We start from the raw sequence: 20193 nt of genomic DNA, 5'->3' as shown, positions 1-20193 counted from the left end.
AAAGGAAGTGTGTCTATGTCAGGAATAACGGAAGGACCGAACCCAAATAAAAGATATCCAATCGATGGAAATAAAAATGTTCAGTTTATTAAACCATCTCTAACAAAGGCAAACATCGTAGTTGGGGATTACACTTACTATGACAGCAAAAATGGAGAACATTTTGAAACCCAAGTTCACTATCATTATGACATAATAGGAGATCGGCTAATCATCGGGAAATTTTGTTCCATCGGTCCTGGAGTGACTTTTATGATGAACGGGGCGAATCATCGCATGGATGGTTCCACTTATCCATTTAATATCTTAGGAAATGGATGGGAAAAACATACACCCTCCTTAGATATGCTGCCTTTAAAAGGAGATACAGTTATTGGTAATGACGTATGGATTGGGCTGGATGCGCTCATTATGCCTGGTGTGAAAATTGGAGATGGAGCGGTTATTGGAGCCAAATCAGTGGTGACAAAAGATGTGGAACCTTTCATGATTGTTGGAGGTAATCCGGCTAAGCAAATAAAGAAACGTTTTTCTGAATCAAAAATAAACGAGCTATTAAAGGTCCAATGGTGGAATCTTGATAACCAGGTTGTGAGCGATAATATAGATGCTATTCTTAGCTATGATATGGAAGTGCTTCGGCATATTTCTAAAAACGATGATTAAACGATGCAGGCGATGAAAGAAAGCCCCCATCATTGAAGAATGTTTCACTTTATCTGTTGCTCATCTCTTTTAATAAACCTATTTTTGCTGTGATTTTGAATAAAAGGAAATAAATTGAAAGAAACGTATGTTCTTTTTCTTGGGATGGTGTTATGATAAGATAATGCAATTTACAAATGAATGAAGGAGAAAAAGAGCATGACAGGAAAAACACATATCATGGCTGGTATCGCAGCAACGACAGCCATCGTTGCTATCACAGATGCCTATCAACCTGAATGGTTTATTGCAGCAGGCGCAGCAGGGGGATTGCTTCCGGATATTTGTCATAGCGGCAGCAAAATCGGGCGGAGGTTTCCAGCAGTTTCGAAAATCGTCAATAGCCTCTTTGGGCATCGAACGTTTACACATAGTTTATTATTCTTAGCTTTGCTGGCATTTATTTTATCGAAATTCGTCAGTAATTCATCGATTACCACTGGTATCTTAGTTGGTATGGCTACACACCTTCTATTAGATGCTACTACGAAGCAGGGGATTAAGTTATTGTATCCTGCTAAGATAACGATTCGTTTTCCGGTTACCACGAGGACTGGCGGTAAAGTGGAAGGAATTCTCTTATTGGTGTTAACGGTGGTTACACTTTATTATGCAAACAGTATGATTGGGCTTTTTTAGAGAATAGAAGTGAATATTATATTAGAGAAAATGAGAAGGGAAATGTGGTGTAAAAGCAATTTCTCTTTTTTACATATTAACGTTTTATTCTTCTTTATTCAGGTGTGACAGGGTATACATGAAAGATAGACGTCACTTTATACAGAAAAAATCTCTTTGAATATTTCTAGTATATTTGCTAAAAATAAACGCAATTACCATCGCTAGGAGATGAAGCTGTATGAGTGAACGCGAAAAAAATAAAAAGGAACAGCAATTGGAATCATCTATTCGAGATACCCGCGATCAAGAGATGATTTCCAATGAAGGAAAAAAGATTGTGGATGATGAAAATTCATTGACCGCTGGGGATCGCGGACCAACGCTGATTGAAGACTTTCTTTCCAGAGAAAAGATAGCGCATTTTGACCGGGAGAGAGTACCCGAACGGGTGGTACATGCACGAGGGACGGGCGCTTATGGCGAATTTGAATTGTACCAATCAATGAGTGATATAAGCATGGCTGATTTCTTACAGGATCCTTCCAAAAAAACACCATTATTTGTGCGTTTTTCCCAAGTAATCGGTTCACGGGGCTGTAATGAAACCGTTCGTGATGTGCGCGGTTTTTCGATTAAATTCTACACCGATGATGGAAATTTTGATATTGTGGCCATCAATTTCCCGATCTTCTTCATCCAGGATGCGATTAAATTTCCTGATTTGATTCACTCTGTCAAGCCAGAACCTGATAATGAATATCCGCAAGGACAAACGGCACATGATACGTTTTGGGATTTTATGGGGAGTAATCCGGAGACGACCCATATGGCGATGTGGATTATGTCGGACCGGGCTATTCCTAAGAATTTCCGTACCATGGAAGGCTTTGGGGTTCATACGTATCGTTTTGTAAACAAAGAAGGCGTTGCTCATTTTGTTAAATTTCACGTGAAGCCTGTACTAGGGGTTCATCCATTAATTTGGGATGAAGCACAGAAGCTTGGTGAAGACGCCGATTTTCATCGCAGAGATCTTTGGACAAATATCAAAATGGGAAATTATCCGGAATATGAACTAGCTGTACAAGTTATCCGGGAAGACCAGGAATTTATGTTTGATTTTGATATTTTAGACCCGACAAAGTTTTGGCCGGAAGAGGAAGTGCCGCTTCAAAAACTCGGAAAGGTAACCTTGAATAAAACGGTCGATAATGCTTTTTCAGAAACAGAACAAAGTGCGTTTCATCCGGGGAATATTGTCCGGGGGATGGATTACTCCAATGATCCGCTGCTGCAAGGGCGTTTATTTTCGTATACAGATACCCAGCAGGCGCGAATCGGAGCAAATTACCAGCAGCTTCCCATCAACAAGCCAGTCTGTCCTGTTTTTAACAATCAGCGGGACGGCAATTCACGTCATGTGATTGACCGCGGCAAAGTTTCTTATCATAAAAACTTATTGGCGGATAATACACCTTCCGAAGTTTCGCCGGACAAGGGAGGGTTTGTTACGTATCCTTCCACTGTTCAAGGATTGAAACAGCGTAAAACAGCCGACTCGTTCAAAGACCACTATTCACAGGCCAGGCTCTTCTGGAACAGCATGACACCTGTGGAACGGGAGCATATTATTGGAGCTTACAGTTTTGAACTGGGAAGATGCCTTCATGTACCGGTACGTCAGCAGATGGTGGATCGCCTGGCGAGGGTCAGCACAGAACTAGCAGAAGCGGTTGCCAAAAATGTTGGGGTGACGGTACCAGATGTAGAAGAGTCAACGGTTACGAAATCATCGCCGGCTATCAGTTTGATGAATACACACTTTACAGCGAAAACATTGAAAGTTGCTGTTTTTCTTGCGGAAGGTTTTCCCGGGAAGGAAGTGGACGCTTTGCTGAAGCAATGGAAGGATGCCGGGATGCATCCAGTTATTGTCAGCAATAAGCTCGGGGAAGTAAAGAGCAGCGAGGGAATGACGTTTGACGTCGACCAAAACTTCCTGACAGGATCTCCCTTAAGCTATGAGGGTGCGTATCTTGTCGGCGGCACCGGAGTGGATGACTATTTTCATCATCAAGCCCGTACCTTTATTATGAATATGTACAATCATTTCAAGCCGATAGGGGCAAGAAAAGAGAGTGCTCATTTATTGAAGGAAATGGGTATTGAAGGACAAGCCGGCGTAGTTATGGATTTAGATGCGCAATTCGGACAGAAGTTTATTGATGCAATGGCAAAGCAGCGTTTTTGGGAGCGGCCAAGCTATCTTTATAATATGTAAGGGAAATATGTGTATAGAAGGAAGAAAGCATCAAATTACGATAACAGCGCGTAATTTGCTGTTTTTCTTTAGAGCTTTATGCGGGAATATGTATTTGTCATAAACGTTATCATGTCTGAGATATGAAATGCATGATTTACCAAATCTATATAAGTTTATTAAGCAAGTTTGAGTTGATTGTTTAAGCGAAATCCGTTTGATAATATGGACAATGCAACAGAAAAACATACGCTGGAGGTTTTGACCATGAAAGCAATTATTATCGACCAATACGGCGATGCAGATCAGCTAAAAGAAAAAGATGATATCCCAATTCCGGAAATAAAAGATAATCAGGTATTAGTAGAAATGCACGCTACGTCTATTAATCCAATTGACTGGAAACTGCGCGAAGGTTACCTGCAGGAAGGTGTTCCTTTTGAATTTCCAATTATTTTGGGATGGGACGCAGCAGGTGTTATTAAACAAGTCGGTAAAAATGTCACCGCCTTTCAAGTGGGTGATGAGGTATTTGCTAGACCGGATCTTACACCAAATGGCACGTATGCTTCCTATACAGCGGTAGATGAAGAACTGCTGGCGATGAAACCGAAAAATAGCAGTTTTGAAGAAGCGGCAGCTGTTCCGCTTGCAGGTCTCACTGCTTGGCAATGTCTTGTGAACTTCTCTGAAATAAAAGAAGGCGATAACGTGTTGATTCATGCCGGTTCTGGCGGTGTCGGCAGCATGGCCATTCAGATTGCTAAAAGCTTCGGTGCCTATGTCGCTTCGACTGCAAGCGGGAAAAATGAGGCATTTTTAAAAGAATTAGGCGTCGACCAGTTCATTAATTATAAAGAGGAAGACTTTGAAGAAGTCCTGCAAGATTATGATATTGTCGTAGACACGCTTGGTGGTGAAATCCTGAATAAAAGCTTCCAGGTATTAAAAGAAGGCGGGCGGCTGGTTTCCATCGCAGGACAGCCAGATGAAAAGGCAGCCAAACAAAAAGGAATCAAGGCAGGGTCCTTATGGCTTGAGCCCGATGGAAAAGAACTGTCGGAATTAGGGAAGCTGATGGAAGACGGGAAATTAAAAGCGTATATTGGACATACTTTCCCGCTTACAGAGAATGGTTTAAAAGAAGCCCATCGTTTGAGCGAAACCCATCATGCGAAAGGAAAAATTGTGATTCAAATCAAGTAAGTACAATCATGCGCAAAGAAAAAGATATTTCAGGCTGCTGAGCAATATGCAGCAGCCTGATTTTTTGCTAAAGGAAAAAGTCAATTTAACGAAATATTTCTTACCGGCTACGTAAGAACTCCCTGCACAATAAGCCCAAGTACCAATCCTAAGAAAATGGAAGAGAGCGTACCTAATAAGAAATATTCCGCCCAGTTTCGGTCATCTAACTGTTTAAATCGTGCAATGGACTTGGCAGCGATAATAAAAGCGATGGACGGATAAGCACCAACTGCTGTTAATAGAATCACCAGCAATCTTTCCAGATAACCGATAAGTTTGCCGCGCGAGCGAAGCGGGGCGGAGTATGTGAAATAGTGATATTCCTCCGTAAAATGCTTGTCCATCTCCGGCCGAATTTGTTCCTTCCCGGCGGCAATTTGATTTTTTAATGTCAGTTCACCTTCAAAATTGGCAAATTCAGATGGCAGAGAGCCGATGATAAACTTTACAATATGACCGCTGACACTTGTTGCTAAAATGTAAATGAGGATAATAAATAATGCGGTATTGGACAGACTTAAACGGTTTGTACCATTATTTAAGTTTAAAAGACTAGCTGCCATCTCTGCCGTTGTCATATGAAAGAAAAGCATACAGGCCGTGAGTATCATCATAACGTGTAAGGCTTGATCTGCCAGAAAATACCCGAGTTTTTTCATATTATCCGTCGGACTTTTGGGAAGGGAGTCTATAAATTTTATTTTCACTAAATCAATTAGAAGGTGCGTAATCATAATAAAAACTAATGGTAAAATCAAATAACTCATGATATGTTGAAATGCATATTGGTAACCCCAAATAATGATAAGTGCGATACCTGTTGTCAGCAGATGGTGAAAGATGTGTTTCTTTAAATATTTGATTTTATGTTTCACCATCTGGTCTGATTGCAGCCAAAAATCAGCAATCAAATGCGCCAGCAGAAGCATAAGTGTTGTCATGATAATCTCCTTTCTTCCGGGAAATAATCAGGTAAATGTTGGCTAATCTGTTGTCTCATATTTGTTTGCAGCTTATCCGTTAGACGCTGTTTCTCTTGTGTGCCTAATGAGTCCAGCACCTTTACAATATCCTCAAAAGCACGCAAGATGACTTGTGTTTTACCCTGTTTCATATGATGAGATATGGTGGCTGTTGTTCTTTTCAAATATTGGCTTACCTTTTTTTGTTGGCCGAGTATGAAATACAAAGAGCAGACGAGAGATTGTATTGCGGTTTGTTCGTTAATTTGTTCCTGCTTCAGCATTAAATTCGAATTGATTAATGTTTCGAACTGTCTACTAAAAGCCGTGAAGGTTTGTTCATTCGATGAGTCAGGTAATGCAAATCGAAATAGCCACCTGTCCATTTGTTTTTTTAGGTAATCATTGGCGTTTCTTGCTTGTTTCATTAATGGATGAATCCACGTTTCTATATTTATGTCTCTTACATCTTCTTGAATCGTACCGAATGATAGGCCGAAATAAGGCGGATGATCCGTAAATTTCCAAATGCGGCTGATATAAAAAGCAAGTGTATATGCTGTTGCGTAGCCACTGCTTATAAGTACCAATTCATCCCCGGCGCGGTGACTGATTTGTGTTACCGCTGTATTTTCCGTCCATCGAGAAATATTTTCTTTTAATTGCTCCAGGTAATCACTTAATGCTTTCCCGATATTTTCATTCGATGAATTACTTATATCCATGATGAAGATGGAAACTTCATTTGCCATGCATAAAACAACTCCTTCCTTATCCACTACAGCGGCAAGTTTGATTATATCATCAAATATAGCAAAAGTTAGATGAAATAGTCAAACTTTATGGAAATTAGATTGTTTGGTCTAATATAATGAAAATCATCCTGTTGTTGCTATGGATAATATAAATCCTGAATAAAGGTTGGTTAACTAGATTTATTTTGGAAATAGCAAACCTTTTTAAGTGTCTTGTCATACAATAAGTGATATGTTATTTTTATAATGAACGTTCAATATAAAAAGGAGTTATCTTATGAAAAAATCACAGAAAAAAGAAGCAATTATTCAAACAGCTGAGAAATTATTTTATGAACACGGATTTCATGCGGTTGGTGTGAAAAGCATATTAAATCAAGCTGGCGTTGCTCCGATGACGATGTATTATCATTTTCAATCAAAAGAAGAATTGATAAAAGAAATATTAACTCAAAGAGAAAAAAGGTATTTCCGATTGTTAGAGGATGAATTTGATAAGGGGAGTGGCATTCATTCATATATACAATCCCTTATTAATGCTCATATTAATTGGTTAAAAACAGCTGGTTTCAATGGTTGCTTGTTTTTAAGGGCTAAACAAGAATACGAGGGTGTAAACGAAGAAATTGTTTCACTAAGCAAAGCGCATAAGAGAAAACTCCTGGAAAAAATGGAAAAGGATTTAAATTCCAAATCGCTTAGTGTGCAAATTTCCGTTATGTTAGAGGGATTAACATCAATGGATCAAATACTTGATTTGGATGAGTTAAAAGATACTGCAATGGAATTATCAAAAAGAATGCAGGTTTCTGTATAATAAATGCTATAGATATAAGTGGAGGACATCGTAATTTCAAAATTTTAAGATTGCCTCCTATATTTTTTAATTGTTTTTATAATGAACGTTATATATAAAAAGGGGGAGTGGATTTTATGGATGCAAAGAAATTGATAGCAATAGGCTTGCCTATGATTGCTGTCACATATGGGTTATCTCGGTTTAGTTATGGTTTAATGCTCCCATATATTAGTGAAACAATTCCTATGAATCCATCAACCAGTGGATTTATTTCATCTTTATCGTACATTGCTTACTGTATTGCAATCCTATTTGCAATGATATTTTCTAAGAAGATTACTTCTAAAACAATTCTTATGATAGCCGGATTATCCTCTATTATAGGGTTAGGGATTATCTCTGTTTCTCCCAATCCTATCTTTTTAGGCTTAGGTATATTTTTAGCAGGGATGAGCACTGGATTCTCCTCTCCGCCATATGCTGCTATCGTAAATAATCATGTAGAAACAGGATTACAAAATCAAGCGAATTCATGGATTAATTCTGGTACAAGTATAGGGACAGCTTTCACAGGGGCTATTGCTATAGTGATGGCTGATAGCTGGAGAGAGACATATTTGATATTTATGGTCATTGCTATTTTTGTACTTATTGCAAATTATAAAGTGCTTCCAAAACAAGTGATTTCGGAGGAGAAGGGGACGGCAGGTTGTTCTAAAAAAGAATGGAGCCACTCTATTCAGTTAATTATTGCATCTTTAGTTATAGGAATCTCGTGTTCTGCCTATTGGACATTTTCCAGAGACTTCGTGTTAAATTTAGACCGTGTTCCAGCATATTTAGGAGAATGGTTTTGGGTAATTATAGGAGCTGCAGGCTTATTAGGAGGAACTGCAGGCGTGTTTATTAATCATTTCGGTTTAGTGCGTGCGTACAGAGTTTCTGTATTCATATTATCCACTTCGTCCTTTATTCTAGGGGTATTTCCAGAGAATGTGATAATGGGATTCCTTTCACCAGCTTTTTTTGGCAGTTCTTATATTTTCATGACAGGAGTATTGATTGTTTGGGGGATCTCCGTATTCAAGACGAATCCGTCATTCGGGCTTGGTGTACCATTCTTAATACTCGCGCTGGGACAGTCTATAGGGTCCATTTTATCTGGACAGATAGCCGATATATCTGGATATTACGTTCTTTTTATTGGAGCTTCTATCATTGGTTATGTAACCTTACTTTTGAAACCAAAAGTAAATTAGATTATTGGTTGAAAAAGGGAAGCAGAAGGGTATGCTTCAAACCTTAAAAATTTTTGGCAACTTCTGTTCTATATTTCATTTAATAGCTTTGAATGTATTATCTAAAGGGGTTTATGCGTTTACATCACCCATGCCCAGTCGCTAAAGTGCAGGTTTTATCGCAGTGTAACTGGCTATAAAACACCCACTACAAGAAATGAATCCATTTTTACTTTATATTCCCCCTAACTCTTTTAGCGCTCAAGTATATCAGCTTTGCACTTTTTTGCTCCTGGTTACATTTACTACTATAAAGAAATGGGGTGAATACGAATGCGCCGCAAGCTAGAAAAATTTGTGGATCAGCTTCCAAACATGCAGGTTTTAAAGCCTGATCAAAAAGCAAAGGATGGGGTTCATTATGAAATCGCGATGAAGCAATTTAAGCGCAAGCTGCATCGTGATTTACCAGCAACCACTTTATGGGGATATAACGGTCAGTTTCCCGGTCCAATCATTGAGGCAAATCGTGACGATCCGGTTCATGTGACTTGGTTGAACCAATTACCAAATAAGCATCTGCTTCCTGTTGATGTATCCATTCATGGCCTTGATCAGCTTCCTGCTGTACGCACTGTGGTACATTTACATGGCATCGAAACGAAACCGGATAGTGATGGACATCCAGAAGCATGGTACACCAATCATTTTCAGGAGACCGGCCCTGTTTTCTCAAGAAAAACATTTACGTATCCGAATCATCAGCGCGGAAGCTTGCTTTGGTATCATGATCATGCAATGGGAATTACGCGGCTGAATGTATATGCAGGACTTGCAGGAATGTATATACTTCGGGACGAACATGAGAAATCATTGAATCTGCCCGCTGGGGACTATGAAATTCCGCTTATGATTACAGACCGAAGTTTGAACGCAGATGGTTCCTTATTTTATCCATCACAGCCTGATGATGCAACTGAAGATTTACCGAACCCTTCTATTCTGCCAACGTTTAATGGAGATACCATATTGGTTAATGGAAAGGCATGGCCATATTTAGAGGTAGAACCAAGAAAATATCGTTTTCGGATTTTAAATGCTTCCAATACGAGATCCTACCAGTTACAGCTTGACTCTGATATAGCCTTTCAACAAATCGGCTCTGATGGCGGGCTGCTTAGACATCCTGTCGAAATGGAAACAATCGGTTTTCAGCCAGCAGAACGAATCGATGTCATTATTGATTTTTCCAAAGCAGCTGGTCAGTCGGTTGTATTAAAAAATGATTTAGGAGCCGATGCTGATCCCAACGACGACACGGGAGATATTATGCAGTTTCGTGTTACAAAGTCGTTAAAAAAGAAAGATCAAAGTTTTTTGCCTGCAGCTTTATCGGTTATTCCGTCATTAAAACAAAATAACATTTCTGCGATTCGCTATTTAAAATTAGTTGGGTCTGATGATGAATTTGACCGTCCTTTATTACTTCTCAACAATAAACACTGGCATGACCCGATTACAGAAAACCCGCGGCTGGGGACAACAGAGATGTGGGCTTTTACAAATACAACCAATTTCTCTCACCCAATGCATATTCATCTAGTCCAATTTCAAGTATTGGAGCATCAGCCATTTGACCTGGAGCAATATAATAAAGATGGCAAAATCATATTTACAGGATCGCCAATTGCGCCGGCAGCAAACCATCGCGGCTGGAAAGATACCATCGAAGCACCTGCTGCAACCATCACCCGAGTGATTGCCAAATTTGCACCATATAGTGGCGAGTTTGTGTGGCACTGTCATATTTTAGAGCATGAAGATTATGATATGATGCGGCCTTATATGGTGGTAGATGATGATGAAAAGGGTTTGAATTAAAGGGTGTATAATCTGCTGGTCTTATATAGTAAATAGACTATGAAATAACAAAGCATGCAATATCCATTTAATTACATCAATACCAAACAAAAAACCTCCTAAAAGTCATAAAAGTTAATGATTTTTAGGAGATTTTTGTAGAAACGTAATGAAGCATTGAACATATAGCTTATTACGGAATACGTATAGAGATGTCCTGGATATATTTTCATAAGATATCCTATTGAACATACGATAAAAAGCTGGTGAACAAAATCAAACAGCAAGGCATGAAACGTAACAACTGAACGAGGGAGTTATTATTCTTTTTGAATCATCTCTATAAAATGCTGAGCGGATTTGGACAAGCGATGATCTTTGAGCCATATTAATCCGACTGGTCCATTTAACTCCATCGCATTTGATATTCGATAAGTATTTATGGAGTATCCTCGATATCGCTTCAGTAGCGTTTCTGGAACAATAGATGCAGCAAACCCTGATGAAACAAGATCCAATAGAAGACTAATATCAGAACATTCCCCAATCATATGAGGGTGTAGTCTAAATCGAGAAAACGCCTCTATCATTAAATAGTGCACACCTAACCCTTCTGTACTTGGAAATAGGAGTGGGTAATGTTGGATTTCAGCAAGGGACACTTCTTTATCCAATGATGTGTACTCCTTAGACGTGATGAAATAAAAAGGGTCGTTATAGAGATGAAGTACAGAAAAATCATCCAAATCGAGTGGCATGCGGATAATTGCCAGTTCCACCATTCTGTCCCTGACCAATTGACAAAGATGAGAAGATTCATTTTGTTGGATTTTATACGTAATCTTTGGGAATTCTCTTTGAAATTGTTCAAGTATCTGCGGCAATTCGCTAACAGAAAAGGTGTTGACGCCAATAGCGAGACTTCCATTGACCCCTTTGCCAACCTCTTTTACCTCTGTTTTGGTTTCTTCCATTAATTGAGTTATTTGCTGCGCCTTTGTATAAAGAGCTTTTCCCGCCTCTGTCATTTCTAAAAATTTACCGCTTCTCTCGACTAATGTAGAGCCGAGTTCCTCTTCCATGGCTTTCAATTGCTGGCTTAAGGGCGGTTGAGATATATGTAGCCTTTTCGCGGCGGCGGAAATTTTCCTTTCTTCTACAATGGCAATAAAATAACGCAGCTGCCTAATATCCATCATAAACATCCTTTCTACTTTATATATGAAAAAGATAAGTAATTATAATTTAATTAATATTTATCATATAATCATCTTCATGATAACATATTTACATCAGGGTACAGGTTATTATGAAAATGATTATATTTTTATCACAGTACAACTGTAAAAACGGATGAAGATGCTTCCATACAGAAAGAAAAAAAGGAGGAAATCAATTTGGAGCAAAAGTTTATTTTAGCAGCAGCAGAAGGAGACACAAAAACTGTTTTAGCATTATTAGAAAAAGGAGTGGAACAACATGTCAAAAACAGAATGGATGAAACAAGCAGTCAAATTAGCAAATGAAAACGAACAAAAGCACCAGAGAGCTCCATATGGAGCAGTGGTTGTCAAAGATGGAAAAGTAATTGGATCTGGTGTGAATGAAGTAACCGCAACGAATGATCCAACTAAGCATGCAGAAATCCAAGCTGTTCGTGAAGCATGTCAAACGTTAAATACAACGAACCTTAAAGGGTGTGCAATCTATGCCAGTACAGAGCCATGTCCAATGTGTTTAAGCACCATCTATTATACGCAAATGGACACTGTATATTTTTCTAATCCTAGCAACCCTGATCAAGACTATGTATACAATCAGCTTTCCTTATCACACGATGAAAAAGATATCCACATGATTCGTTTAGAGGAATGAGAATTGTTTTGTGGTGAATATAACAGGCTAATCAAAAACGCCGGTTTAGCTAATCAGGTGCAAAAGAGATACCAACGCTGAAGTGAATGAATTTTTAAAGGAATGCTTTATGAATGATAGAAAGGATGGAGCGATATGCGCCCTGCTTATTGGTTAACAAACGTACGTTTAGAGACAGGCTATCAAAATACAAGTACAAAGACCGGATTTTTTCATCTATTGATTAAAGATGAAAAAATTGCAAACATGATAGCTTCTACGGAAAAGATAACAGATGACCTGCAAAAAATAGATGCAAAACAACTATTGGTACTTCCGCCTTTTGTTGAGAAACATTGTCATTTGGACAAAACATTGATTGGTGATCGATGGCGCTCCGTAACCCCTGCTCTTAATATCTTTGAACGTCTTGACATTGAAAAAGAAGTTCTTCCTTCTCTGGAGACTACCACGCAGGAACGGGCGGAACTGCTACTTGAAAAATACGTTGCATTTGGCATCACTCATGTACGTACACATGTAGATATTTATCCAGAGATTGGATTGAAGAATTTAGAAGATGTGCAAAAAGCACTGCAGACATTTGAAGGAAAATTAACATATGAAATGGTTGCCTTTCCTCAGCATGGCTTATTACGTACAAATTCACGACAATTAGTAAGAGAGGCGTTACAAAAAGGAGCAAATTTTGTAGGAGGCGTTGATCCGGCTACTGTGGACGGAGATATCGATGCATCACTAAATGCAATGGTTGATTTAGCGGTAGAAGGAAATGCCGGAATCGACTTGCATTTACATGACCCGGGTCATTTGGGAATCTTCACAATAAAGAAACTAGCTGAGTTAACAAAAGAAGCTGGTCTGGAAGGAAAAGTGGCAATTAGTCATGCTTTTGGACTTGGAGATATCCCGCTATCTCAAGAAGAAGAAATAGCGGAATTACTTGCTGATGCAGGAATCACCATTATTTCCAGTGTACCAATTAATCGAAAATTTCCATCGATGGGCTTATTGCGCGAAAAAGGCGTATCTGCTGCTATTGGATGTGATAATATTTTTGATGTTTGGTCCCCCTTTGGTAATGGAGATATTTTAGAAAGAGCTGGGCGATTGGCTGAAATTTCTAATTGGGTAGATGAACATGCACTATCACAAGCTCTTTATTATATTACGGGCGGTAAGACGCCGCTTAATGAAGAAGGTGTGCAAGTGTGGCCGAAAGTTGGCGATGATGCAAGTCTTGTGTTGGTTGAAGCGTCTTGTTCCGCAGAAGCGGTTGCACGAAGATCTAAACGGGCAGCTACTATGTTCCATGGAAAAATGGTATCAGGTTCACTTGAATAATCATATGAAGCGCAAGTAATTTATCTGTATGTAATTGTATCGTTATTCTACCGCAATGAATCATCAAAAAGGTTATTCATCGTCTTTTCTGCTGAAAAATATTTTTCTATACTTGTAAGAACCCTTTGCGATTCACTTTTGCGAAGGGTTTTTCCATTTGTCGTGGAGAACTTGTATCGAATGAATCATGACTTTGCCAATATCACTCATTCAAAAAGGAGAGAGGGATAAGCATGCTTATCCTTAAAAACAGGATTGGACCATGGGTGAAAGCGATGGCAACAGTTGAGAATAACAAAGAAAGTTTACCTTCCTGCATTTAGCTTTCCATATATTAACACGACTATTTAAACTGATTTATGTTGACTATAGGAATATACGTTCGTATAATGAAAATACAAACACCTATTCGTATCAGGAGAGATTATGATGAAAAACATTATCATGATGGATTATTCAAAGGAACCGCGCAGAGATATTATGTGTATCGACGCCAAATCTTTTTTCGCAAGTGTAGAAGCTGTCGAACGCAAGCAGCATCCTTTACAATCCCGAATTGCGGTTGTATCCAAGCCGGACAATCAAGGCGGTTTGGTGCTGGCCTCCTCTCCTTTGGTAAAACAAGAGTATGGAGTGAAAACAGGAACAAGGATTTATGAAATCCCGAAGAAAGCAAATATAGACATTGTGGAGCCCCGTATGGCATTGTATTTACAAAAGAATATGGAGATATTACGTATTTTTAAGCGTTATGTAGCCAAAGAGGATTTACTTACTTATTCTATCGACGAATCGTTTCTCGATGTAACGAAATCACATAAACTTTTTGGCAGTACGCAGGATATAGCAAAGAAAATCCAACGTGATGTATGGAGAGAATTAGGCTTAGTGCTGACTGTAGGAATAGGAGATAATCCACTTTTAGCAAAATTAGCGCTTGATCATCAGGCAAAACATGATGAACAACGAGGATTTATTGGAGAGTGGCGCTATGAGGACGTTCCACATAAGTTATGGAAAATAGAAGCTTTGATTGATTTTTGGGGAATAGGACAGAGAACAGAAGCAAATCTTAATCGGATAGGTATTCGGAATATGTATGATTTGGCGCAATATAATATTGGCAAATTAAAAGAAAGGTTCGGTGTGATTGGAGAACAGCTCTATTTCCATGCACATGGAATAGACCGAACCAAACTATCGGATATGTACACACCGAAAAGTACATCCTTCAGCAAAAATCAGATACTGAACAGAGATTATGTGGTGAAACACGATGTGGAAATTGTCATCAGGGAGATGACGGATGAAAATGTATCCAGACTAAGAAAGCACCATCTCATGACCGGTGTCGTCAAACTTTCCATTGGTTATTCCAAAGAAGTAGCACAAGACGGATTTCATCATCAGATGAAGATCGAAGCTACGGATTCGTCCAAAAAATTAAAAGGATACATGTTGCTTATTTTTCATAAATACTATCAGGAAAATATGCCGGTCAGGGTTGTCAATGTCACGTTTGGAAAACTTCAAATAAAGCAATCCTTACAGCTGAATTTATTCGAATCAGCAGAAGAAGCGATCGAAAATGAAGAGCTGGATAAGACAATTGATTTTGTGAGACGAAAATATGGTTATACGTCACTGCTGCATGCTTCCAGTTTACTTCAAAGCGGAATGGCAAGATATCGAGCGAAATTGCTTGGCGGTCATCGTTCTGGAAAGGAAGAGTGAACGTGGAAAAAATATCGATTACACGAGTGACACCAGAACAGTTCGGATATCAAGACAGAGGCATCGTTAAATGGTTAGGTATGATGTTAAGCGACCATTCAGAAGCACTTAAAAAAGAAGAAATGAACGAACAGCTAATCGAAGTGAAAGCAAAAGAAGCGATGTCGGAGGAAGCAATCGCCAAAGTGTTATATCAAGCTTTTGTAACAGATTCGCCTGTTTTGATTCAAGCGAATGTGATGCGAAATGGGCACTATTATAAAGATTTGGAATGTAAAGTATCTGGGTATATGGAAGAGCAGATACATCTCTTTTTAAAAGATGGGCGGGTAACAAGCTGTGCCCTGGAGGAAATAAGAAATGTGACGTTGATGAACACGCTTGACTGGTTCAATAAAAGGAAACAGTAAACTTAAAATATTTCTTATCAAGTTAAGTTTCAGAAAATGATTGTACATCAGGAAGAACTTCTATATATTTAAATTACAATACTATCAAATATTGACTGATATTACATTGGATCTACTGACATGGATTATACAAGGAGGATGCCTGATGGAAGAAAAAGTGGACAAAGCAATACAAGATATCTATCCTGATGATTTCGCCTGGTGCTATGGATGCGGCCGTTTAAATAAAGACGGTCATCACCTCCGAACTGGCTGGCAGGGGGACAAAACGGTTACTATCTTTACACCTGAAGCAAAGTATATGGGAATTCCAGGCTTTATTTATGGTGGACTGATAGCCTCGTTAATGGACTGTCATGGGACAGGGTCTGCCTCGCTCGCTTTACACCATAAGAACGGGAACGAGATTGGGGACGGGTCTGTACCACCCAGGTTTGTTACCGCAAGCCTGCAAATGGATTTTCTTAAACCAACCCCACAAGATGTTCCACTAAAAGCAATTGGAACAGTGGAAGAAATTCATCCTAAGAGATGGAAAGTGCATACAGAAATATTTGCTGATAATATGCTTTGCGCCCGTGGTGCGGTCGTTCTTGTTGTTATGCCCGATACATTTATGAAATGAAAACGAAAAGAGCAGCATACCACGGAACAGATCAAATGCTGCTGTAAGGGACATGAAATAGGATACGACCCTTCTAAAATGAAGCACACGCTATTCATTCTCTTCTTGTACTGCGATAAAAGCGCCGGACACTTTTTGTAGTGGGTGGCGCTTTTATCATGAAGTGAGAATCAGCAGGAATACTAACGGACAAGTTCCTGTGAAATGGTTTATTCGTGCATTTTCTCCATCCATTTTTCAATTCGTTGTGTCTTAAAATATCATATGTTATTATGTTTCAGTGACTGTTAGTTCACGAATGGTAACCAAGTAGTCAAAGGAGGGATCCTGATGAAACAGCGAAAAGAGGAAATGTTGGATGCGGCTGTGCAGCTGTTTCAGACAAACGGGTTTCACTCAACTTCAATAGAAAATATAACTACGGCATGCGGCATTTCCAAAGGGGCTTTTTATAAACATTTTGATTCGAAAGAAAGCATGATTCTGGAAGTTCTGCAACGCTATTATGATAAACTGTTCTGGGAAGCAGACCATTTTCCAAAGGATGTACATCGTTCCCCTCTGCAAGTACTTCAAACGAAAGTTACTGTGGAACTGGAAAAATCAATTGGTTATCGCTATTTTTTCCATGCTGTTTTAACCGATTTTCCTCCAGATGGTAAAGGACCTATCCCAAAATCATTATATCGTATGCAACGTCAACTTCATGAATGGCATAAAAACGCACTTCTGGAAGCATTTGGTCAAACTGCAGCAAGATATTTAACAGATTTAGCAGTGGTTATGGAAGGTATGATTCACAGTTACTTAATGAAGATTATCTGGGAAGGTCCAGTTATACCATTGGATCGAGTTGGAGACCTTATCGTTGAATGCCTTCATGCTATTGTAGCAAATGATGAGCATCTTTATCCTGTGCTGCCAAGTCAGCTAAAAACAGATAGGAGCCGCGTCTCTATCCTGGAGAGTATAAAACATAGTCTGGAAACGATACGCGCTGAATTACATAGGGAACAAAAGGAAAATCAGGAAAATGAAAAAGATATGCAGACCATTGATTTCCTGATTGATGAACTTGGGCAGAAAAGACCGCGGGAATTTCTGGTTGATGCGTTGCTTGCCCAACTTCATCGCCGCCAGAATCTAAAAAAGCAAATGACAGTTATTTTAACAACATGGGAAGTATGGAAGGATGATGAAATATGAACGACACAGCAAATTCCTGGGATTTGCCGACAAAACAAAAAGCACTCATGATAGCTGCCCTGCTGACAGGGGCATTTATGGGAATTATTAATGAAACACTACTCGCAACTGCTCTCCCATCCATTCAAGAGGCATTTTCCATTACACAAGGACAAGTGCAGTGGATGACGACGGCTTTCTTAATGACAAACGGGGTAATGATCCCGATATCCGCATTTTTGATTGACCGGTTTACTACAAGAGGATTATTTTTAACAGCGATTGGATTATTTGGTGTAGGAACACTTATCGCAGCCATAGCCAATGTCTATCCGATACTCCTGATGGGCCGCATTGTTCAAGCTGCAGGTTCCGGTATTATGCTGCCACTGCTGATGACAGTGCTTTTGGCAGTTATTCCGGTTGAAAGACGCGGTACCGCAATGGGGATGATCGGAATTGTTATAGCATTTGGCCCGGCAATCGGTCCAACGCTATCCGGCGTACTTTTGGAACATTTTTCTTGGCGCTCCCTGTTTCTTGTTGTATTGCCAATTGTTGTGATTGCTATGATAATTGCGGCATTATTCCTGAAGAATGTCACAGAACTGAAGAAGCCAAAAATAGATATTTTATCGATTATTCTTTCATCCGTTGGTTTTGGTTCCTTTTTATACGGATTTAGTATCGCTTCTGAAAGCGGGTGGGGAAGTGCGGAAGTTATTATAATGATTGCAGCTGGAGCCATCGTAATTGGGCTGTTTGTTTGGCGGCAGCTTATTCTGGAGACGCCGATGCTGGAATTCCGTATCTTTCAATACCGGACGTTCACACTTGCGATTATCATTACAATGACGGTGATGGTATCACTGATTGGAGCTGAAACGCTCTTGCCGCTGTTTATGCAAAATGTATTGCAATTTTCACCGCTGCAGTCCGGGCTGATGCTGCTCCCAGGTGCAGTTGTGATTGGGATTATGTCCCCGCTTACCGGGCGATTGTTTGATAAGTTTGGAGCGAAATGGCTGGCATTAATAGGGTTGAGTATTGTGACGGTTACAACGTTTATGTTTACCAGACTATCGCTGGATACATCTTTTGCGTATCTGACAACGATTTATGCGATTCGCATGTTTGGTCTGTCGTTTGCGTTGATGCCAGTTATGACATCCGCATTGAACCAACTTCCACCAAAGGAGTATTCACACGGTTCGGCGATGGCAAATACATTGCAGCAAATTTCGGCATCGCTTGGTACGGCAATTCTAGTGACACTTGTTGCTATGGGGGCAAACAGCTTTACAGCGGATGCCGATACTACTCCAGAAATAGCAGGACAACTTTCACAGCTTATTGGATTTGAGTGGGCATTCATGGGTAGTACCATTCTTGCGCTTTTTGCGTTTATACTGGCCCTGTTTCTACACCCTCCGAAGAAAGAAAAAGAAATTGTTCAACGTATACATGGCAGGGATGCAAACGGAAGGTAAGGATAAGAAACTTCCTCCTTGTTGTTATGAGGCGGAAAAGCCGTTCTTTGCGTCTTTGCAATCGTGTTATTCCATAAACTTAAACGTAACTGCCTTCTTCCTGTCATATTGGGAAAAGGCGGTTATTTTTTAATGCATGACTGAATATGTATTCAAAACCAGCAGGATATAAGTTGTTCTCCTTTTTATAAAGTGAGGTGCCATCTTTATTTTGAGAGGAATAGATGATAGTGTATATATAAAGCATTTTTTACATTTTTTCATGGATAAAATACCATAATTAATCGAAAGCTATTATACTATTTCGAGCATAATTACCCGTAGTCGCCATATACAGCATTGGAATAATGCGTAGCAAATAACTTGGCAGAAAACGATAAGGATGTGTGGATGATGCATGGTCAAACACGAAATATAATACAGCGTGTACGTACGCCCAGAGGAGATATACAACTTCAACAACGCGGCAACCATTATGAAATCATCAGTAATGGGACGTTTCTAATGGCAACATATAATGGAGAATCCGAGAAAATTTTAGTAAGTGCTGCATTAAAAAATACAACAGCTCCCAGAAATGTACTGGTTGGAGGCTTAGGAGTCGGTTTTTCTTTAGCAGAAGCATTGCGTCATGAACAAATCACGCAAGTCACCGTTATTGAGATAGAAGAAGCAATTATTTCATGGAATCGAACCTATCTTGCCGCTTTCTCAAATCATGCATTAAAAGATCCCAGGACGAAAATGATTCAGGCTGATTTTTTAGAATGGATGGAAGCAGCGACAGAAAAATATGATGTCATATGCTTAGATATTGATAACGGACCCGACTGGACAGTGACAAATTCCAATACAGACTTATATCAAGTGCATACACTGCACCTATTAGCAGGATTACTATCTTCCGATGGCGTACTAGCTTTTTGGAGCGCTGCTTCTTCACAAGCTTTTGTTGAAAAACTGAAAGAATCTTTTGAAGAAGTACACGTTATTCCTGTACCTCAGGAAAAGGGAGAGGCTGACTATATCTATCTCGCAAAAGCTCCTTTTCCATCGGTGTGCTAATTCATTTTCAAGTGATT

General features: G+C 39.4%; 19 protein-coding genes. 16 read left to right on the top strand and 3 right to left on the bottom strand.

Going from position 1 to position 20193, the window contains the following annotated elements; all coding sequences use genetic code 11:
* Nucleotides 1-15: 15 nt before the first annotated feature.
* The 4 genes from B7E05_RS12215 (at nucleotide 16) to B7E05_RS12200 (ending at nucleotide 4792) form a co-directional block, all read left to right on the top strand.
* Nucleotides 16-666: a Vat family streptogramin A O-acetyltransferase gene (locus B7E05_RS12215; protein WP_080874464.1), complete on the top strand. Its 651-nt coding sequence runs from the start codon at nucleotides 16-18 to the stop codon at nucleotides 664-666.
* Nucleotides 667-864: 198 nt separating this feature from the next.
* Entirely contained in the window at nucleotides 865-1344 is a 480-nt protein-coding gene (locus B7E05_RS12210; RefSeq protein WP_080874463.1) for a metal-dependent hydrolase, read from the top strand.
* Nucleotides 1345-1564: 220 nt separating this feature from the next.
* Entirely contained in the window at nucleotides 1565-3607 is a 2043-nt protein-coding gene (locus B7E05_RS12205; protein ID WP_080874462.1) for a catalase, read from the top strand.
* A 246-nt stretch (nucleotides 3608-3853) separates the two neighbouring features.
* Nucleotides 3854-4792 (top strand): NADP-dependent oxidoreductase, encoded by a 939-nt coding sequence (locus B7E05_RS12200; RefSeq protein ID WP_080874461.1) that lies wholly within the window; start codon nucleotides 3854-3856, stop codon nucleotides 4790-4792.
* A gap of 107 nt (nucleotides 4793-4899) precedes the next feature.
* On the opposite strand, the gene B7E05_RS12195 is transcribed toward B7E05_RS12200, so the two are convergent.
* Nucleotides 4900-5775: a DUF3307 domain-containing protein gene (locus tag B7E05_RS12195; protein WP_080874460.1), complete on the bottom strand. Its 876-nt coding sequence runs from the start codon at nucleotides 5773-5775 to the stop codon at nucleotides 4900-4902.
* Nucleotides 5772-6548 (bottom strand): hypothetical protein, encoded by a 777-nt coding sequence (locus B7E05_RS12190; RefSeq protein ID WP_080874459.1) that lies wholly within the window; start codon nucleotides 6546-6548, stop codon nucleotides 5772-5774. The genes B7E05_RS12195 and B7E05_RS12190 overlap by 4 nt, the downstream gene beginning before the upstream one ends.
* Before the next feature lie 280 nt (nucleotides 6549-6828).
* On the opposite strand from B7E05_RS12190, the gene B7E05_RS12185 reads away from it, so the two are divergent.
* The 3 genes from B7E05_RS12185 (at nucleotide 6829) to B7E05_RS12175 (ending at nucleotide 10469) form a co-directional block, all read left to right on the top strand.
* Nucleotides 6829-7368, top strand: a complete 540-nt coding sequence (locus B7E05_RS12185) for a TetR/AcrR family transcriptional regulator (RefSeq protein WP_080874458.1) — start codon at nucleotides 6829-6831, stop codon at nucleotides 7366-7368.
* 116 nt (nucleotides 7369-7484) lie between these two features.
* Nucleotides 7485-8609 (top strand): MFS transporter, encoded by a 1125-nt coding sequence (locus B7E05_RS12180; RefSeq protein WP_080874457.1) that lies wholly within the window; start codon nucleotides 7485-7487, stop codon nucleotides 8607-8609.
* A gap of 312 nt (nucleotides 8610-8921) precedes the next feature.
* Nucleotides 8922-10469 carry a multicopper oxidase family protein gene (locus B7E05_RS12175; RefSeq protein WP_080874456.1) on the top strand — a complete coding sequence of 516 codons (1548 nt, stop codon included), beginning with the start codon at nucleotides 8922-8924 and terminating at the stop codon, nucleotides 10467-10469.
* 299 nt (nucleotides 10470-10768) lie between these two features.
* Here B7E05_RS12175 and B7E05_RS12170 read toward each other — a convergent pair whose 3' ends face one another.
* On the bottom strand, nucleotides 10769-11644 hold the full coding sequence (locus B7E05_RS12170; RefSeq protein WP_080874455.1) for a LysR family transcriptional regulator: 876 nt from the start codon (nucleotides 11642-11644) through the stop codon (nucleotides 10769-10771).
* A 201-nt stretch (nucleotides 11645-11845) separates the two neighbouring features.
* Between B7E05_RS12170 and B7E05_RS22530 the strand changes: the two genes are divergently transcribed.
* From B7E05_RS22530 to B7E05_RS12130, 9 genes are all read left to right on the top strand, one after another.
* Complete coding sequence (locus B7E05_RS22530; protein WP_281252468.1) at nucleotides 11846-11974, top strand: hypothetical protein; 129 nt, start codon at nucleotides 11846-11848, stop codon at nucleotides 11972-11974.
* Nucleotides 11928-12323 carry a nucleoside deaminase gene (locus B7E05_RS12165; RefSeq protein WP_080874454.1) on the top strand — a complete coding sequence of 132 codons (396 nt, stop codon included), beginning with the start codon at nucleotides 11928-11930 and terminating at the stop codon, nucleotides 12321-12323. The genes B7E05_RS22530 and B7E05_RS12165 overlap by 47 nt, the downstream gene beginning before the upstream one ends.
* A 135-nt stretch (nucleotides 12324-12458) precedes the next feature.
* Complete coding sequence (locus B7E05_RS12160; protein ID WP_080874453.1) at nucleotides 12459-13667, top strand: amidohydrolase; 1209 nt, start codon at nucleotides 12459-12461, stop codon at nucleotides 13665-13667.
* A 447-nt stretch (nucleotides 13668-14114) separates the two neighbouring features.
* The gene (locus tag B7E05_RS12155; RefSeq protein WP_425435112.1) at nucleotides 14115-15401 is read left to right on the top strand and encodes a Y-family DNA polymerase; all 1287 of its coding nucleotides are present in this window, start codon (nucleotides 14115-14117) and stop codon (nucleotides 15399-15401) included.
* 2 nt (nucleotides 15402-15403) lie between these two features.
* On the top strand, nucleotides 15404-15811 hold the full coding sequence (locus B7E05_RS12150; protein ID WP_080874452.1) for a hypothetical protein: 408 nt from the start codon (nucleotides 15404-15406) through the stop codon (nucleotides 15809-15811).
* Between the two features lie 145 nt (nucleotides 15812-15956).
* Nucleotides 15957-16436, top strand: a complete 480-nt coding sequence (locus tag B7E05_RS12145) for a PaaI family thioesterase (protein ID WP_080874451.1) — start codon at nucleotides 15957-15959, stop codon at nucleotides 16434-16436.
* Nucleotides 16437-16766: 330 nt separating this feature from the next.
* On the top strand, nucleotides 16767-17642 hold the full coding sequence (locus B7E05_RS12140; protein ID WP_080874450.1) for a TetR/AcrR family transcriptional regulator: 876 nt from the start codon (nucleotides 16767-16769) through the stop codon (nucleotides 17640-17642).
* On the top strand, nucleotides 17639-19111 hold the full coding sequence (locus B7E05_RS12135) for an MDR family MFS transporter (RefSeq protein ID WP_080874449.1): 1473 nt from the start codon (nucleotides 17639-17641) through the stop codon (nucleotides 19109-19111). The genes B7E05_RS12140 and B7E05_RS12135 overlap by 4 nt, the downstream gene beginning before the upstream one ends.
* A gap of 393 nt (nucleotides 19112-19504) precedes the next feature.
* Nucleotides 19505-20176 (top strand): spermine/spermidine synthase domain-containing protein, encoded by a 672-nt coding sequence (locus B7E05_RS12130; protein ID WP_143833228.1) that lies wholly within the window; start codon nucleotides 19505-19507, stop codon nucleotides 20174-20176.
* Nucleotides 20177-20193: the final 17 nt, after the last annotated feature.

The organism is Oceanobacillus timonensis, from assembly GCF_900166635.1.
In the GTDB taxonomy this organism is placed as follows: domain Bacteria; phylum Bacillota; class Bacilli; order Bacillales; family Amphibacillaceae; genus Oceanobacillus; species Oceanobacillus timonensis.
This window is presented reverse-complemented; position numbering and strand designations above follow the sequence as displayed.

Bases quoted from the DNA above. Each gene is read 5' to 3' on its own strand.
- B7E05_RS12180 (WP_080874457.1), top strand. From the start codon at position 7,485: ATGGATGCAAAGAAATTGATAGCAATAGGCTTGCCTATGATTGCTGTC.
- B7E05_RS12200 (WP_080874461.1), top strand. From the start codon at position 3,854: ATGAAAGCAATTATTATCGACCAATACGGCGATGCAGATCAGCTAAAA.
- B7E05_RS12165 (WP_080874454.1), top strand. From the start codon at position 11,928: ATGTCAAAAACAGAATGGATGAAACAAGCAGTCAAATTAGCAAATGAA.
- B7E05_RS12210 (WP_080874463.1), top strand. From the start codon at position 865: ATGACAGGAAAAACACATATCATGGCTGGTATCGCAGCAACGACAGCC.
- B7E05_RS12195 (WP_080874460.1), bottom strand. From the start codon at position 5,775: ATGACAACACTTATGCTTCTGCTGGCGCATTTGATTGCTGATTTTTGG.
- B7E05_RS12175 (WP_080874456.1), top strand. From the start codon at position 8,922: ATGCGCCGCAAGCTAGAAAAATTTGTGGATCAGCTTCCAAACATGCAG.
- B7E05_RS12215 (WP_080874464.1), top strand. From the start codon at position 16: ATGTCAGGAATAACGGAAGGACCGAACCCAAATAAAAGATATCCAATC.
- B7E05_RS12185 (WP_080874458.1), top strand. From the start codon at position 6,829: ATGAAAAAATCACAGAAAAAAGAAGCAATTATTCAAACAGCTGAGAAA.
- B7E05_RS12145 (WP_080874451.1), top strand. From the start codon at position 15,957: ATGGAAGAAAAAGTGGACAAAGCAATACAAGATATCTATCCTGATGAT.
- B7E05_RS12135 (WP_080874449.1), top strand. From the start codon at position 17,639: ATGAACGACACAGCAAATTCCTGGGATTTGCCGACAAAACAAAAAGCA.
- B7E05_RS12130 (WP_143833228.1), top strand. From the start codon at position 19,505: ATGCATGGTCAAACACGAAATATAATACAGCGTGTACGTACGCCCAGA.
- B7E05_RS12155 (WP_425435112.1), top strand. From the start codon at position 14,115: ATGGATTATTCAAAGGAACCGCGCAGAGATATTATGTGTATCGACGCC.
- B7E05_RS12205 (WP_080874462.1), top strand. From the start codon at position 1,565: ATGAGTGAACGCGAAAAAAATAAAAAGGAACAGCAATTGGAATCATCT.
- B7E05_RS12160 (WP_080874453.1), top strand. From the start codon at position 12,459: ATGCGCCCTGCTTATTGGTTAACAAACGTACGTTTAGAGACAGGCTAT.
- B7E05_RS12190 (WP_080874459.1), bottom strand. From the start codon at position 6,548: ATGGCAAATGAAGTTTCCATCTTCATCATGGATATAAGTAATTCATCG.
- B7E05_RS12170 (WP_080874455.1), bottom strand. From the start codon at position 11,644: ATGGATATTAGGCAGCTGCGTTATTTTATTGCCATTGTAGAAGAAAGG.
- B7E05_RS12140 (WP_080874450.1), top strand. From the start codon at position 16,767: ATGAAACAGCGAAAAGAGGAAATGTTGGATGCGGCTGTGCAGCTGTTT.